The sequence below is a fragment of the Hyalangium gracile genome, assembly GCF_020103725.1.
Classification (GTDB): Bacteria; Myxococcota; Myxococcia; order Myxococcales; family Myxococcaceae; genus Hyalangium; species Hyalangium gracile.
On record NZ_JAHXBG010000021.1, the window covers coordinates 64,971 to 80,194 of the forward strand.

Here is a 15,224-nt window from a genome sequence, read left to right on the forward strand (position 1 = left end):
GATCCTTATGCGTCAGCAAGGCACGAACGCTCCCGAGCAGACCCTGAAGCCCGAGGAGGCGTCGGGTGAGACCGCGCCCGGGGTGGCCGCTCGTCCGGAGTCCGCCCCCACGCAATTGCGCGCGCGCCCCGAGGAGAAGGATCCGCTGCTGGGCGCGGTGGTGGGCAGCTTCCGCCTGGTGCGCAAGCTGGGCGGCGGCGGCATGGGCAACGTCTACCTGGCCGAGCACACCGTCATCGGCAGCAAGGTGGCGGTGAAGTTCCTCCACGAGCACTTCGCCACCAACGAGGCCCTCGTCCAGCGCTTCCTGGCCGAAGCCCGCGCCGTCAACCTCATCGGCCACGAGAACATCGTCAACATCTTCGACATGAGCGTGCTGCCGCCTCGGAGGCACTACCTCGTCATGGAGTACCTCGAGGGCCAGTCGCTGGCCTCGCTCCTGCGTCGCCCGGTGCCGCCAGCGGTGGCCGTGCCGATCCTCACCCAGGTCTGCGATGCGCTGCAGGCGGCTCACGCGCACGGCGTCATCCACCGCGACTTGAAGCCGGAGAACATCTTCCTGGTGCGGCGCGACCGCACGCCCCACTTCGTGAAGGTGCTGGACTTCGGCGTCGCCAAGCTGCTCGACCGCAACGTGGGCCAGGCCCAGACTTCGGTGGGGACGCTGCTGGGCACTCCCGAGTACATGGCCCCCGAGCAGTGGACGGGCCAGCCGGTGGATGGACGCACGGACCTGTACGCGCTGGGGCTCATCGCCTACGTGATGCTCACGGGCCGGCGGCCCTTCAGCGGAGAGGGGCTGGGCGAGCAGCTGCAGGCCCACCTGAGGCAGGTGCCGATGTCCCCGCACGGGGTGCGGCCCGAGGTGCCGGCCGCCCTCTCGGACGTCGTCATGCGCGCCATCGCCAAGCGGCCGGAGGACCGGTTCCAGACCGCGAGCGAGCTGCGCGCCGCGCTGGAGCGAGCCATGGCGCCGTCGGCCATGCCCATCGCGGCCACGGTGGTGAGGGCGCATCCGCCCAGCCTCGAGTCCCCCCGGCATACGCCGATGGCGATGCCCCGGGTGCAGGTGACGCCGATGGCCGAGCTCGCCGCCCGGATGACGCCGGCCCCCGTGGCCCGTGCCACCCCGATGGCGCTCCCCACCGCCCCAGCCACGCCGCTGGCCACGCCCGTGCTCCGAGCCCCCGCGACGGCCGCGCCGGTGGCCCCGCTGACTCCGCCCATGGCGCCCTCCTCCCCGTCCGCGGCCCCCCGCGTGGCGGATGTGATTGCCTGGGTGGGGTTCCCGCCGGGGGCCGAGTCCCAGCGCATGGCCTGCACCGCGCTGACGCGTGCGGGCGCCTTCCTGTGCAGTGATGGAGCCCTCCCCGCGCTGCGCTCGCGCGTGTCGCTCATGCTGGAGCTGAACGACAGGCTGCTGCCCTGCACGGGCGAAGTGGTGCGCCATGTCCTCCCCGCCGAGGCCGCCTCCTGGGGAATGCGCGCGGGCTTCGCCATCCAGTTCGTCAACCTGTCCGCCGAGCTCCGGGACGCCCTGGACCGGCTGGCCCACGGACACACGCCGGCACCCCTGAAGCCCGCGAAGACGCTGCCGGACGATCCGCGGGCGGAGGCGCTGCTGGGCGCGCTGCTCCACCACATGAGCAGCGATCCCTACGCGCTGCTGTCGCTGCCGCAGGACGCCACCTTCGACGACGTGCGCAACCACGTGCGCGACATCCAACGCTCCGTGGAGGCGATTGCCGCCCGGCCGCTGTCGGCCCGCCAGATGAGGGATCTCGCCGAGGTGCGCTCGCGCGTGGAGCGGGCGGCGGACCTGCTCGGTCAGCCCCGGCAGCGCATCGAGCACGATGCCCGGCACGGCAACTACCCGGGCGTGGCCCGGTGCATCTCCAGCGGGCTGACGGCCACGGAGATCGAGACCCTGCGCGCCCGCTACCTGCAGGCCCACCCCGGCGCGGAGATGCGGGGAAGGATGCACGCCACGAGCGCCGCCTCCTGGGAGGCCCAGGGGAAGATCGATCCGGCGCTGACGGAGTACGAGAAGGCGCTGAGCGCCGACCCGCTCAACCTGCCCCTCCAGCAGCGCTACTGGAGCCTCAAGCGCCGAGACCCGCGCCAGGGCTCGGGTGCCACGCCGGCTCCCGCTCGGCTGAAGACTCCCTCCGGCAGGTTCGCGAGCATCCCCGAGCCTCCCTCCACGAGGTAGGCCCGGGCCAGGCCGCCGGGACGGACAGGCCTACTTCGGCATGAAGCCGAAGGCCTTGAGCATGATGAGGGCGATGCCCATCAGGCTCTCGCCGGCGATGAGGCCGGAGCCCACGGGGAACACCGTCGCCTCGGCCAGCTTCGGCTTGCGGCGGCGCAGGTACTCCGCGATGGCCGCGCCGATGAAGAAGCTGATCGAGCTGGAGCCGGGGATGACGATGGCCAGCCCGAAGCCCGCGGCGGAGGGAATGAAGGGCTTGGCCTTCTTCGGCGCCCACCGCTCCAGCAGCACCAGGACGATGCCCAGCGTGGCGCCGCACACCGCCCCGATGCGAGCGCTCGGGTGCAGCGCCTCGATGCCCACCGAGAGCATCTGGGAGACGCCGGCCCACACCAGGGCGCCCGGCGCGGGGAACTGGTCGGTGCCCAGCACGCTGGCGTCCGGCACGAGCAGGTGGAAGGCGGGCACCACGACGATGGCGCCGGCCACCACGCCGAAGAGCTGGCCGATGAACTGCTGCCGCGGGTTGGCGCCCAGCAGCCACCCGGACTTGAGGTCCGTCAGCAGGTCCGCCGAGTGCAGGCCCACGCCGCCGGTGGCGTTGGCGCTCATCACGTTGGCCGCGATGTTGCCCGGCGCCAGGCCGCCGTAGATGAGCTGGGTGACGGGCCCCAGCGCCTTGGTGGGCGTGGTGTCCGTCTCGCCGGTGACGCGCGCGGCGATGACGCCCATGATGACCGCCAGCGGCAGCGCGAGCACGCCCGCCCACACGGGGATCTGGAAGAGGTACGCCATGAGCGCCACGGCGATGGGGCCCATGATGGCGAAGCCCAGGGGGAACCACGCGGGCGGGCACTCGATGTCCGCCAGCGGATCGGCGGCGGCGTCCTCCTTCTTCTTCCCGAACAGCCCCGACAGCGCCTTGAAGGAGCGCGCCACGCTGCGCCACTGGAACGCGAAGGACAGCAGTCCCGAGGACACGAGCAGGGCCGCGCCCGTCCACAGCGTCCACGTGTTGATGGCCTTGAAGGTGACGGCGGTGATGACGCCCTGGTCGAACATGGCCGGGGCGAGGAAGCCGTAGGTGAGCACCGCGCCCAGGAGCATGGACCAGCCGGTCTTCCAGCTCATCAGCGCCCCGGCGCCCACCAGCAGCAGGCTCAAGTCGAGGGACAGCCCCCAGTCCCCGGCGGGGCGGCCGCGGATGGTGATGAACGGCAGGCTCACCTTGGCCGGGATGAGGGGCAGGCGCAGCAGCGCGGGGGCATGGGTATCGAGCCAGGCGCTCTTGGACTCGCGCAGCACCGCGATGACGGCGCCGATCAGGCCCGCCCCGCCGAGCAGCCGCGACTTCTGGCGGGCCACCTCGCCATGGCCGTGCAGGGCCTGGATCGTCTCCGCGGTGGCGGTGCCCGTGGGGAACGGCAGCGCCTCGATGTTGACGAGCTGGCGCTTGATGGGGATGGCGGCCACCACGCCCAGGATGGCGACCACCGTGAGCCACAGCACCAGCCAGCCGGTGCCGGGCAGCGTGCCCGTCAGCATCAGCAGCGCGGGCACCGCGTGCATGTTGCCGCCGCCCGTCATGTAGCCCGCCGCGGACGCCACCGAGCCCATGGCGTTGTTCTCCAGCGGGGAGAAGTCGTTGCGGAACACGCCCACCTGGCGCAGCAGGCTGAAGACGGAGAAGGCCAGGATGCAGGCGGTGAGGGTGACGCCCATGCTCCAACCCGTCTTGAGGATGACGTACAGGTTGGAGAGGCACATCACCATGCCGATGAGCATGCCGGCGATGACGGCGCGCGGCGTGAGCTGGCGCACGCCTCCCTGGTACACGTTCTCCAGCCAGTAGCGCTCGGGGTCCTGCGCCGCGGCGGACGCGGCCCCCGGAGGGGCCTCAACGGGAACGTGCGAGGGCTTCTCGTTCGGTGCGGGGTGGCTCATTGGGGGCAGCAACCATAATGCACCGGCCCCGAATCGCCGAGCGCCCCGCGCGGAGGGCGTGCGCCCCCCCTCGTCACTCGTGGTGGTGGCCGTGGCCGTCCGGGCCGTGGGCGTGGCCGTGGGTGAGCTCCTCGGCGGTGGCATCCCGCACCCCGCGTACGGTCACGTCGAAGTGCAGCGTCTTGCCCGCCAGGGGGTGGTTCAGGTCGACGATGACCGTGTCCCCCTTCACCTCGTGGATGCCGATGGGGATGACCTCGCCCCCGTCCGTCTGCGCGGCCAGGCGCATGCCCGGCTTCAGCTCGGCGTTGGCGGGGAACATGGTGCGCGGCACCTCCTGGAGCCCTCGGGAGTCATGCTCGCCGTAGCCCTGCCCGGGGGGCACCACCACCTTCTTGGCATCGCCCACGCCCATGCCCTCCAGGGCCCCCTCGAGCCCCGGGACGATCTGCCCACGCCCGTGCAGGTACGAGAGCGGCTGGCCGGGCTCGCTCTGGTCGACGACCTGACCGTCCCCGAGGTGCAGCTGGTACTCCAACGAGATGATTCGATCCTTGCCGACTTTCATGAGGCCGCTCCTTGGGTGCGACTACGAGTTGGGACTTCCTTCCGGAAGATTGCGAGCGAGTTCCCACACCTGCACTGCCCTGACGTACCCCCACCTGGGGAGCGAGCCCCTGCCCGGCGGGTCGGTCCACCTGGGAGCAGGGAGGCTATGGAAGGCACTCGGGATATGGGACTCGGAGTGAAGGCCCCGCTCTTCGAGAGCAGGGCTGGGAGGAGGTATATCGCGCCGGGCAAGCCCTGTCGCAGCGTGCGGGAGGGAGCCGTCACCCGGAGGACGACTCGACAGGTTCCCCTGGGGACTGGCCCTCGGAGGGCTCTCCCCGGGCGACGTAGAGGGCCGCGGCGAGATCGCCCGAGACGTTGAGCGTGGTGCGGCACATGTCGAGGAAGCGGTCCACGCCGAGGATGAGCCCGATGCCCTCGGTGGGAATCTTGAAGATGCCGAGGATCATCAGCACAACGGGCAGGGAGCCGGCGGGGACGCCCGCGGTGCCGATGCCCGCCAGCACGCAGATGAACATGATCTGGGCCTGATCCGCGAGGCTCAGGGGCACCGCGTACACCTGGGCGAGGAAGAGCACGGTGACGCCCTCGAAGAGCGCGGTGCCGTTCTGGTTCATGGCCGCGCCAGCGGTGAGGACGAAGCGCGACACGTGGCGCGGGAGCCGGAGGTTCTCCTCGGCGACCTTGAGGGCGGTGGGCAGCGTGGCGTTGGAGGAGGCCGTGGAGAAGGCGGTGGCCATGGCCAGGCGGATGTCACGGAAGAACGTGAGGGGGTTGCGCCCGCCGAGGAAGCGCACCGAGAGCGAGTACACCCCGAACATGTGCAGCCCGAGCGCCAGCACCACCACGGCCACGTAGGCGAGGATGGAGCCCAGCACCTGAACACCGAGCTGCGCCATGACGGAGAAGAGGAGCGCCGCCACGCCGAAAGGCGCCAGGCGCAGCACTCCGTCGATGAGCCGCATCATCACGTCATAGAGCCCCTGCAGCATCTCGCGCAGGCGCAGAGCCCCCGGCGTACGGGTCAGCGCCAGGCCGGCGCCGAAGATGAGGGCGAAGATGATGACGCCGATGATATCTCCTTCCGCGGCGGCGCGCAGCGGGTTGTCCGGCACCATGCCGACGAGGATCCCGGCGGGCGCGGTGCTGCCGGGCCTGGGGGCCGCCTTGACGGTGGAGGTGTTCTTCGCGGCGGAGGCGCGCGCCTCCTCGCTGAAGCCCACGCCGGGCTGGAGCATGTTGACCAGCACCAGCCCCAGGACGACGGCGATGGTGGAGAAGGCCACGGTGTAGGCGAGGGTCTTCAGCCCGAGCCGGCCGATCTGCCGCAGGTCCAGCTCGCACACGCCAATCACCAGGGCGGAGAAGAGCAGCGGCATCACCATCATGATCAGCAGGCGGATGAAGACCTTGCCCAGGGGCTCGGTGATGTTCGTCACCACCCAGGAGAGCCAGGCCGCGTCACCGGCGAGCGAGTGGGCCACGAGCCCCGCCACGGTGCCAGCGATAATGCCCACGAGCATCTTCTGGTGTGCCTTCATCGCGGCGCAGCCTAGCGATGAATGGAGGTGGCGCATACCTTCCATTCAGCGGAAGCTGCGAGGCCTCGTGGAACCGTACTTCCAACAGATCGAGCTCAGCGACGGAGTCCTGCCCGCCCCGCTCTTCCGCCGCCTGCTGCGGCGCGTGGGAGCGCTGGGCACCGAGCGCCTGCGCACCACCTACCAGACGACCTTCTGGTACGACTTCAGCGAGCCCACCAACGTGGTGGAGGAGGTCATCCTCACGCTGCGGCCCCGCGTGGTGAAGCACCCGCGCATCGTCGGCGTGGAGTGGTGGCTGAGCCGCATGTACGCCACGGACGTGCGCGTGGACTTCCACCAGGACCGGGACGAGAAGCTGGCGCTGCGCACCGGGAAGCTGGTGCACCCGCGCCTGTCCTCGGTGCTCTTCCTCAACCGCGTGCGCGGCGGGGCCCTGGCCATCACGCGCGAGCTGCCGGACCCGGCCAACCCCTCCCTGGCGCCCCGAAAGCTGGACGACCTGACGCTGGTGGCGCCCCGCCCCAACCGCTTCGTCGTCTTCGACGGCACGCTCACCCACGGAGTGCTGGACGCGAACAACCAGATCCCGGATGGCAGGCTCCCGGGCCGCACGCGGCAGCGCCGCACCATCGCGCTGAACTGGTGGACGCGGCGTCCCACGGACACGCCCACGTGGGCGGAGACGAAGCTCTACCGCGCGCTGGGAGGCTGAGCCTTCGCCGTCTCGTGCAGGCGGTGCGTGACGCGCTCGGCCCACTCGGGCTCGATCTCCATGCACGCCGGCCTGCGCCCCAGCCTCAGCGCCGCCGCGGGCGTGGAGCCGCTCCCCGCAAAGGGATCCAGGATCGTATCCCCAGGCCGGGTATAGGTCCGCACCAGCGGCTCCAGCACGGAGAACGGCTTGTGGTGCGGGTGGTTGCCCCAGCGCCCCGCCTCTCCGTCATCGTCGTAGCCGCTCACCACCGCCCAGACCGTCGGCGGCTCTCCCAGGCCCGGCACCGGCGCCGGCGTCCGCGCGAACACCAGGGCGACCTCATAGACGCGCAGCAGCTGCTCGTTCGCGTTCTTCTCGGTGGTGCGCTTGCCCCAGACGTACTCGCCCCTCAGGTGCGTGTAGCCGAGCCCCCGGGCCACCGTCGTGATGGGCTCCTTGCCCAGCAGGTTCGTCCAGATGACCAGCGGCGCCTCCGGCGTGAGCCAGCCCACCGCGCGCGTCATCCACGCCTCCGTGAAGACGCGGTAGTCCCGCACGGTCTCGAAGCGGACGATGGGGTTGCGATCGATCTTCTTGTGGGCGCGCGGATCCCGCTCGTCCCCGCCCTTCCTGCGCCGGGTCAGCAGACAGTACGGCGGATCCGTGAGGAGCAGGCCGGCGCGGGACTCCCCGAGCGCCGCACGGTACCCGTCCTCCTCGCGCGCATCGGCGCGGTGGCAGCGCAGGGCCTCGGTGGGAAGATCGATGCTCATCCGACCGCGCACCCTACACCCGGTGGCGTGGGGCTCAAGACATCGCGCGCAGCTCGGAGCGGGAGACCGCCTCAATCTCACTGACAGGCACCCGGACGTGCGAGCGGAAGACCGCGAACTCGGTCCCCGCCTCGGTGACCACGTCCATCATCTGATCGATGAAGGTCTCACCCTCGCGGAGCTGTACGGCCACGGGACGCCGCCGCAGGACCGCCTCCTCGAGCACATCAATGAAGTCACACTGCCCTACATCGTCCTGGAAGATCCGGCTCATGTCCCACCTGACCCGGGATGGAGCCCGGTTCCGAGGCGCGGTGCACCGCCTCCCCCTGTGAATGCTCAAAGGCGGTAACGGCCTCGGAGCTCGGGTGCAACCCAAACCCGAGCCATCAGGTCACGCGCTGCACTCGGATCAGATCTTTCCGGCGGCGTAGTCCTTCGCGTACTCCTTGAAGGTGCGCGGCGGCCGGCCGAGCACGTCCTTCACCCCGGTGGCCGGCGTAGCCGCCCAGCCGTTTCGAATCAGGGCCGCCAGCTCCGACAGACCATCCACGATCCAGTCGGGCATGTGCTGGTCCTTCATGGCCTTGCGCCCCGCCTCTTCCGGCACCGGCACATGGGTGTACTTGCGGCCGAGCGCCTCGCCCAGGATGGTCAGCGCCTCGGCGGAGTCCAGGGCCTCGGGGCCGGTCAACTCGTACGCCTTGCCCTCGTGCCCCTTGCCGGTCAGCACCGCCGCGGCCACCTCCCCCACGTCACGCCCATCCACCCAGACCGCCTTGCCGTTGCCGTGGGTGGTGTAGACGGTGCTGTCCTTCTTCGGATCCGCGCCGTAGAAGTTGAAGAAGTTCTCCATGAAGTAGGTGGGCCGCAGCATGGTCCACGCGATGCCGCTGTCCTTGATGGCCTTCTCGCTCGACCGGTGCAGCCGCCCCAGCGAGATGCCCGGCTCGGCATCCGCGCCCATCACCGACAGCTTCACGATGTGCTTCACGCCCGCCTTCTTCGCCGCATCCACGAGCGCCTGCGTGTACTGCGTCTGCTTGTCCGAAACGGGCGTCAGCAGGAAGACCTTCTCCACGCCCTGCAGCGCGGGGCCGAACGTCTCCGGCTTGTCCCAGTCGAACAGGACCGTCTCGACGCCCTGCCCCTTGAGCTTGTCTGGCGAGCGGGCCCCCACCTTGAAGCGCGCGCCCTTGGCCTGAAGCGCCTTCACCGTCGAAGAGCCGATCGTGCCCGTGCCACCCGTGACGAGAATCATGCCGCCTGCCTTTCGTGAACGAAACAGCCCACGCACCATGCCACGAGCCCTGGTGGCCGTCAGCCCGGCTTCCCACGAGCCACCCGTTGCTGCCCCCAGGGGCACAGGTCCAACACGGGGCAGCGGACGCAGGCGGGCGCCAGGTGGAAGCAGCAGCGCTGGCCATGGAGCATGAGCGCCTCGTGGTGATCATAGACCTGCTGCGCGTCCCAGCCCGGAGGCAACAGCGCGGAGAGCAGGGCATGGGAGCGCCCCACGGGGACACGGGCCGAGATGAGGCCCAGCCGCACCGCCACGCGGTAGTGGTGGCTGTCCACCGGCAGGGCCGGCCTCCTCAGGCGGCTGAACAGGAGCACCGCGGCGCTCGTCTTGGGCCCCACGCCCGGCAGCGACTCCAGCCATGCACGCGCCTGGGGCACCTCCAGCTCGCCCAGGAAGTCGAGCGCCATGTCCCCACCCCGACGAGCGGAGATCTCCCGGAGGACCGCCTGGAGGCGTGGCGCCTTCTGCTCGGGCCAGGTGACGGAGGCCACGGCCTCCTGCACCTCCAGGAGGGGCGCGTCCCGGACCGCCTCCCAGGTGGGAAAGCGCGCCCGGAGCTGCCGGAACGCCCGCCCCGAGTCCGCGTTGCGCGTGCGGTGCGACAGCAGCGCGGAGATGAGCTCGCTCAGCGGATCCAGGTCGTGGAAGAACGGGATGGGACAGCCATAGACGGCGCATAGGCGCTCGTGCACGCGCAGCGCCTTCTCGCGGGGCGGCAGCGACGCGGGTAGCTCGGGGATCTCCATGGCCAGGGACACCTCCTGCCTCACGGGTTGTGAGGGTTCGATGGGACCTGGCAGGTTACTTCGGGCGCGGGCGCTCCTCCGGGCCGGATGAGGGGACATGACGCATGGCGTTCACTGAGCGACGGCTCCCCCCAATGGACGCCATGGCCCGCCCCGGCATACCGTCTCGCCTGACCTGAGCGCACGAGTGCCCATGAGCTGGAATCCCCTCCGCACCCTGTCGCGCCCTCTCCGGAGCGGCGTCGTCCTCTGCCTGCTGGCGAGCCTCGCCCTGCTCCCGGCCACCGTCCGGGCCCAGGGCGCCGCCGAAGCGCCCGTGAGCCCGCCGGGCCCATTGGAGGAGAGCTCCGCCGTCGTGGCCCCACCGCCCACGGACGCGCCGAGCGCGCCGGCCCGCCGCAAGGGCTGGGACATCCAGGGCGTGCCCGCGCTCAACTTCAACACGGACGAGGGGTTCGGCTACGGCGCGATCCTGATGCTCGTCGACCGGGCGGATGGCACGTACGAGCCCTTCCGCTACTCGGTCCTGCTGCAGCTCTTCCAGACGACGCGGCAGGTGGCCGCGCACCTCATCACCGTCGACGCGCCGCGCTTCCTCGACTCGCAGTGGCGCATGGGCCTGGAGCTGGCATACGCGCGAACCCTGTTCGCGCCCTACTACGGCCTGGGGAACACCGCGTCCTTCGTGAAGGAGTTCTCGAGGTGTGACGATCGCGACGCCCTGGAGGGCAATCCAGACGTCTGCCCGGGCAACCCCGACTTCCGCGGCCTGCGCTACTACACGTACGACCACCAGAGCCTGCCGCGAATCCGCCTCAACGCGCGGCGCCAGCTCTCCGACACCTGGCGGCTCTTCCTGGGCTACCGCCTGCGCATGGACCGCATCCGCATGCGCTACTCGCCCGACGATCTGGGCCAGAGCGGAGACTCGAAGCTCCTCGAGGACACGTCCACGGGAGTGCTCCAGAGCGATGAAGGCAGCCTCGGCGATCCGCTCTCGCAGCGCACCTCCGAGCTGATGGTCGGGCTCCAGTACGACACGCGAGACATCGAGGCCGCCCCCACGCTGGGCATGTTCCACGAGCTGTCCGTGCGCGGCGGCGCGGGGGCGATTGGCAGCCAGTTCAACTACTGGGGAGCCACGCTGCACTCCCGGTTCTTCCACCCCGTCATCCCCGGGTACTCGCGGCTGGTGATGGCGTGGCGCGGCCTGTTCGACGTGATGGGCGGCGACGTGCCCATCTCCCTGCTGCCGGTGTACGGCGGGTTCGAGAACAGGGACGGCCTGGGTGGCGTGTACTCCGCGCGCGGCATCCTCCTGCGGCGCTACCAGGGCCCGGCCAAGCTGCTGCTCAACGCGGAGCTGCGCTGGATGGCGCTCTCGGTGGAGCCGTGGGGGCAGCAGTTCGACTTCACCCTGGCCGGCTTCCTGGACGGAGGGCGCGTCTGGAGCAACCTGGACTTCCAGGAGGGAGGCGGCCTGAAGACGTCCACGGGCGGCGGGCTGCGCATCTCCTGGAACCGCGAGTTCGTCATCCGCCTGGACTACGGCGTCGGCATCACCGAGCCCACCACGGGCTTCTATCTGGACATCGGCCACATCTTCTGAGCGCTCTGCTCCTCGGAAGATCGATGAGGACTCTCATGTCACGGAATGCGTCCCTGCTCGTCGCCACCCTGGCTGCCTGGGTGGCCGTCACCGGCTGCAAGAAGGAAGAGCCCGTCCGCGCGGACGCGGACTTCTACAAGAAGACCCAGGAGGCGCTGATCCGCGCGAAGCCGGGCGCGGTCATCGAATTGCCCGAGGGCCGCTTCCAGCTGGACCGGAGCCTGTCCTCCACGGTGGATGGCATCACGATCCGGGGCAAGGGCATGGACAAGACGGTCCTGTCCTTCAAGGGCCAGACGCAGGGCGCGGAGGGCCTGCTCCTCAAGGGCAACAACCTCACCCTGGAGGACTTCGCCGTCGAGGACACGAAGGGGGACGCCATCAAGGTCAACGGGGCGAACGGGCTGGCCATCCGGCGCGTGCGGACCGAGTGGACGGGCGGCCCCAAGGCCACGAATGGCGCGTACGGCATCTATCCGGTGCAGTGCAAGAACGTGCTGATCGAGGACTCGGTGGCCATCGGGGCGTCGGACGCGGGCATCTACGTGGGGCAGTCCGAGTACGTCGTCATCCGCCGCAACAAGGCGATGCGGAACGTGGCGGGCATCGAGAGCGAGAACACGAAGTACGCCGACATCTACGAGAACACGACGACGGAGAACACGGGCGGCATCCTGGTGTTCGATCTGCCGGATCTGCCGGTCCAGGGCGGCAAGTCCACGCGCGTGTTCAACAACGACATCTACGGCAACGACACGGACAACTTCGCGCCCGAGGGGAACATCGTCGCCACGGTGCCTGCCGGCACGGGGATGATGATCATGGCCAACGATCAGGTCGAGGTCTTCAACAACCGGATCCGGGACAACAAGACGGCGAACATGTTCATCGTCAGCTACTTCGTGTCTCGCAAGCCCATCAAGGACAAGAACTACGATCCCTACCCCGAATCCATATACATCCACGACAACACGTTCTCGGGGGGTGGCCAGTCGCCGAGCGGGCTGGCGATCAAGCTGCTCGCGCTGAAGCTCGGCAAGCCCTTCCCGGACATCCTCTATGACGGCATCGTGGACGACAAGAAGCTGAGCCCGCAGGGCACGCTGCCGGACGCGCTGCGACTCTGCATCCGGAACAACGGGGACGCGGACTTCGTCAACGCCGACCTGGAGCACGACTTCGCGAACATGAACAGGGACCTGAAGCCCCATGACTGCGCGCACCCCAGCCCCGAGCCGGTGAAGCTGTCGGGAGTGGCGCAGTGAGGCGGAACGGGCACTCGAGACGCTGGAAGCTGGGGGGCCTGCTGCTCGTGCTGGCCCTGGGAGCGGGGGGCTGCAGCAAAGGGCGGAGTGAGGTCCAGACCTTCGTGGAGGATCCGTATCCGGAGAAGCTGTCGGCGTGGGGGCTCTTCCGGGGCACGGGCTGGACGCTCGAGCCCAATGCGGGCGTCGTCCCGTACGATCTGAACACGCCGCTCTTCACCGACTACGCGGAGAAGTACCGGACGATCTGGTTGCCACCGGGGCAGTCGGCCACCTATCGGGACGCCGAGGTGTTCGACTTCCCGGTGGGGACGATCATCTCCAAGACGTTCATGTACCCGAGCGATGGGAAGGTCCCGGCGGCAACTGGGGCGCGGCGGACGGCGGGCAACGGGGACAAGCGCTTCCGGCCGCTCGAGACTCGAATCCTCGTGCACGCGAAGCAGGGGTGGATCTCGCTGCCGTACGTGTGGAACGAGGACGGCACGGACGCCACGCTGGAGGTGGTGGGCGCCAGCCGTACGGTGGAGGTGACGCACGCCTCGGGGAAGAAGCTGCCCGTCCACTACATGGTCCCCAACGTGAACCAGTGCCAGGGCTGCCACGAGCGCAACAAGGCCATGACGCCGATCGGGCTCCAGGCGCGGCACCTCAACCGGGACTATGCCTATGACGAGGGCTCCGAGAACCAGCTCACGCGGCTGGCGCGTGTGGGGTACCTCAAGGGAGCGCCGGAGCCTCGGGCGGCGCCTCGGAACGCTGTCTGGAACAATCCGAGCACGGGGAGCGTGGAGGAGCGCGCCCGGGCGTACCTCGACGCGAACTGCGCGCACTGCCATGACCGGCGTGGGCCCGCGGCGAGCTCGGCGTTGTACCTGTCCGCGCAGGAGAAGGAGCCGCACACGCTCGGCCGGTGCAAGGCGCCGGTGGCCGCGGGACGAGGCGCGGGGAAGGACCTCCCGTTCGACATCGTCCCAGGCAAGCCCGAGCGATCGATCCTCGTGTATCGGATGGACTCGCTGGATCCGGGCGTGATGATGCCGGAGCTGGGGCGCTCGCTCATCCACGACGAGGGCGTGGCGCTCATCCGGGAGTGGGTCCAACAGATGCAGGGTTCCTGCGAGGGCGAGGGACGGCAGGCGCTGGGTGGCGGCTAGGTTCCCCGAAGGCGGTGGGGGCTACCGAGCAACCGTCTGTCTCCCTTGCTGTCCGGGGAGGCTCGAGGTGGCTACACTGTTGAGGAAGGAAGAGGGAGAGCCATGAGAGTACCCGCTCGGAAACCCGCGACGTACGAAGATCTCTGCGCACTTCCCGAGAACCTCGTGGGAGAGATCATCGACGGCGAGCTGTATACCTCACCGAGACCTGCCTCCCGACATGCCAAGGTCTCTTCAGTCCTGGGAATGGACCTGGGCGGGCCGTTCCAGCGGGGACGTGGAGGACCCGGGGGCTGGTGGATCCTCGATGAGCCTGAGCTGCACTTTGGCAATGACGTGCTCGTGCCCGATCTTGCCGGCTGGAAGGTCGAGCGAATGCCTCGCATTCCGGATGCGCCCTTCATCGAGCTGGCTCCCAACTGGATCTGCGAGGTCCTCTCACCTTCCACGGCGAAGCTCGACCTCGTTCGCAAGCTGCCTCGCTACGCGCGCGCGTCCGTGGAGCATGCCTGGGTGATCGATCCCATCCATCGGACGCTCGAAGTCTTCCGCCAGGAGCACGAGCGCTGGGTGCTGGTCGCCGCGTTCGTGGGCGATGACAAGGTGCGTGCCGAGCCTTTTGATGCGGTGGAGCTGGAGCTCGGCGCCCTGTGGCTGGAAGAGGCTCCTCCCCCGTCACCTGACTCGGAGCGCTGAAGCTCCGTCAGCGGACGTGCACAGGGGTGAGCTCGCCGGACTTCAGCTCCCGGGCATGCACGTCCCGGAACAGCGCGTAGGTGTTCCCGCGCGAGTCCTTCACCTGCAGGTGGATGCGGTACCACCTGGGGCCCTCGGCCTCGTCCATCGCTGGCACCGTGAACGTCCCACGTGCCATCCCGCTGATGGGCGGCACGAAGGGATACACCCGGCCTCCATCGTGGAAGTCCACCTTCCATGTGAAGGCGCTCGCCGGCAGCCCGCCATCCTCCGGGTCCATGCCGCGCGCCTCGAACGTGATGGCGCTCCCAGGCTGATAGCGCGCCCCCTCCTGCGGTGAGTGCAGCGTCGCGACCGGAGGCCTGTCTCCCCGCGCGACCTCGGCCTCGGCGGGCTCACGCCGCGCCTCGTCCTCATCCGCCCCCTCGTAGCGTGAGGGCGGCGGCATGGGCGGCTCGGTGAACTCCGCTCCAGTACATCCCCCGAGCACCAGGAGCAGGAAGGCCGAAAATTTCTTCAGAGACATGGCTGCGCTTCACCGGCACATGCCGGCTTGGGCGTGCCCGGGAAGTTGGGGTGCCTGCTCCCGCACGCCACCCACAAGCCGACTCAGGCCTCACCGGTCATCCAGGAATGAACGGTCTCCAGGGAGGACTGCCATGCAGCCATCAGCCCTCCCCTCCCGGAGTGTCCAGCGATGGATCCCGCCCG

General features: G+C 69.5%; 14 protein-coding genes. 6 read left to right on the forward strand and 8 right to left on the reverse strand.

Going from position 1 to position 15,224, the window contains the following annotated elements; all coding sequences use genetic code 11:
- Window positions 1–7: 7 nt before the first annotated feature.
- Entirely contained in the window at window positions 8–2,212 is a 2,205-nt protein-coding gene (locus tag KY572_RS33725) for a serine/threonine-protein kinase (protein WP_224247781.1), read from the forward strand.
- A 30-nt stretch (window positions 2,213–2,242) separates the two neighbouring features.
- On the opposite strand, the gene KY572_RS33730 is transcribed toward KY572_RS33725, so the two are convergent.
- The 3 genes from KY572_RS33730 to KY572_RS33740 form a co-directional block, all read right to left on the reverse strand.
- Window positions 2,243–4,156, reverse strand: coding sequence for an OPT family oligopeptide transporter (locus KY572_RS33730; protein WP_224247782.1), 1,914 nt, complete (start codon window positions 4,154–4,156; stop codon window positions 2,243–2,245).
- A 73-nt stretch (window positions 4,157–4,229) separates the two neighbouring features.
- Complete coding sequence (locus KY572_RS33735) at window positions 4,230–4,724, reverse strand: FKBP-type peptidyl-prolyl cis-trans isomerase (protein WP_224247783.1); 495 nt, start codon at window positions 4,722–4,724, stop codon at window positions 4,230–4,232.
- A gap of 262 nt (window positions 4,725–4,986) precedes the next feature.
- Window positions 4,987–6,267, reverse strand: coding sequence for a dicarboxylate/amino acid:cation symporter (locus KY572_RS33740; protein WP_224247784.1), 1,281 nt, complete (start codon window positions 6,265–6,267; stop codon window positions 4,987–4,989).
- A gap of 67 nt (window positions 6,268–6,334) precedes the next feature.
- Here KY572_RS33740 and KY572_RS33745 point away from each other — a divergent pair, with 67 nt between their 5' ends.
- Entirely contained in the window at window positions 6,335–6,982 is a 648-nt protein-coding gene (locus tag KY572_RS33745) for a hypothetical protein (RefSeq protein WP_224247785.1), read from the forward strand.
- Here KY572_RS33745 and KY572_RS33750 read toward each other — a convergent pair.
- The 4 genes from KY572_RS33750 to KY572_RS33765 all read right to left on the reverse strand — a co-directional run bounded on the left by KY572_RS33750 (window position 6,961) and on the right by KY572_RS33765 (window position 9,786).
- Complete coding sequence (locus tag KY572_RS33750) at window positions 6,961–7,737, reverse strand: DNA-methyltransferase (RefSeq protein ID WP_224247786.1); 777 nt, start codon at window positions 7,735–7,737, stop codon at window positions 6,961–6,963. The two genes, KY572_RS33745 and KY572_RS33750, sit on opposite strands and share 22 nt — an antisense overlap.
- Window positions 7,738–7,771: 34 nt before the next feature.
- Complete coding sequence (locus tag KY572_RS33755; RefSeq protein ID WP_224247787.1) at window positions 7,772–8,011, reverse strand: hypothetical protein; 240 nt, start codon at window positions 8,009–8,011, stop codon at window positions 7,772–7,774.
- A 138-nt stretch (window positions 8,012–8,149) separates the two neighbouring features.
- Entirely contained in the window at window positions 8,150–8,998 is an 849-nt protein-coding gene (locus tag KY572_RS33760; protein ID WP_224247788.1) for an SDR family oxidoreductase, read from the reverse strand.
- A 59-nt stretch (window positions 8,999–9,057) separates the two neighbouring features.
- Window positions 9,058–9,786, reverse strand: a complete 729-nt coding sequence (locus KY572_RS33765) for an endonuclease III domain-containing protein (protein ID WP_224247789.1) — start codon at window positions 9,784–9,786, stop codon at window positions 9,058–9,060.
- Window positions 9,787–9,979: 193 nt separating this feature from the next.
- On the opposite strand from KY572_RS33765, the gene omp85 reads away from it, so the two are divergent.
- From omp85 to KY572_RS33785, 4 genes are all read left to right on the forward strand, one after another.
- A complete protein-coding gene (omp85, locus tag KY572_RS33770; RefSeq protein ID WP_224247790.1) occupies window positions 9,980–11,395 on the forward strand; it encodes an Omp85 family outer membrane protein in 1,416 nt (471 codons plus the stop codon).
- A 35-nt stretch (window positions 11,396–11,430) separates the two neighbouring features.
- A complete protein-coding gene (locus KY572_RS33775; RefSeq protein WP_224247791.1) occupies window positions 11,431–12,660 on the forward strand; it encodes a parallel beta-helix domain-containing protein in 1,230 nt (409 codons plus the stop codon).
- Window positions 12,657–13,817, forward strand: coding sequence for an SO2930 family diheme c-type cytochrome (locus KY572_RS33780; RefSeq protein ID WP_224247792.1), 1,161 nt, complete (start codon window positions 12,657–12,659; stop codon window positions 13,815–13,817). Before KY572_RS33775 ends, KY572_RS33780 begins: the two co-directional genes overlap by 4 nt.
- A 102-nt stretch (window positions 13,818–13,919) precedes the next feature.
- Window positions 13,920–14,513, forward strand: a complete 594-nt coding sequence (locus KY572_RS33785) for a Uma2 family endonuclease (RefSeq protein ID WP_224247793.1) — start codon at window positions 13,920–13,922, stop codon at window positions 14,511–14,513.
- 7 nt (window positions 14,514–14,520) lie between these two features.
- Here the strand turns inward: KY572_RS33785 and KY572_RS33790 are convergent, their stop codons facing one another.
- Window positions 14,521–15,039 (reverse strand): hypothetical protein, encoded by a 519-nt coding sequence (locus KY572_RS33790; RefSeq protein ID WP_224247794.1) that lies wholly within the window; start codon window positions 15,037–15,039, stop codon window positions 14,521–14,523.
- Window positions 15,040–15,224 lie beyond the last annotated feature (185 nt).

Coding starts and splice junctions, on each gene's coding strand:
- KY572_RS33725 (WP_224247781.1), top strand. CDS start 8: ATGCGTCAGCAAGGCACGAACGCTCCCGAGCAGACCCTGAAGCCCGAG.
- KY572_RS33730 (WP_224247782.1), bottom strand. CDS start 4,156: ATGAGCCACCCCGCACCGAACGAGAAGCCCTCGCACGTTCCCGTTGAG.
- KY572_RS33735 (WP_224247783.1), bottom strand. CDS start 4,724: ATGAAAGTCGGCAAGGATCGAATCATCTCGTTGGAGTACCAGCTGCAC.
- KY572_RS33740 (WP_224247784.1), bottom strand. CDS start 6,267: ATGAAGGCACACCAGAAGATGCTCGTGGGCATTATCGCTGGCACCGTG.
- KY572_RS33750 (WP_224247786.1), bottom strand. CDS start 7,737: ATGAGCATCGATCTTCCCACCGAGGCCCTGCGCTGCCACCGCGCCGAT.
- KY572_RS33755 (WP_224247787.1), bottom strand. CDS start 8,011: ATGAGCCGGATCTTCCAGGACGATGTAGGGCAGTGTGACTTCATTGAT.
- KY572_RS33760 (WP_224247788.1), bottom strand. CDS start 8,998: ATGATTCTCGTCACGGGTGGCACGGGCACGATCGGCTCTTCGACGGTG.
- KY572_RS33765 (WP_224247789.1), bottom strand. CDS start 9,786: ATGGAGATCCCCGAGCTACCCGCGTCGCTGCCGCCCCGCGAGAAGGCG.
- omp85 (WP_224247790.1), top strand. CDS start 9,980: ATGAGCTGGAATCCCCTCCGCACCCTGTCGCGCCCTCTCCGGAGCGGC.
- KY572_RS33775 (WP_224247791.1), top strand. CDS start 11,431: ATGTCACGGAATGCGTCCCTGCTCGTCGCCACCCTGGCTGCCTGGGTG.
- KY572_RS33785 (WP_224247793.1), top strand. CDS start 13,920: ATGAGAGTACCCGCTCGGAAACCCGCGACGTACGAAGATCTCTGCGCA.
- KY572_RS33790 (WP_224247794.1), bottom strand. CDS start 15,039: ATGTCTCTGAAGAAATTTTCGGCCTTCCTGCTCCTGGTGCTCGGGGGA.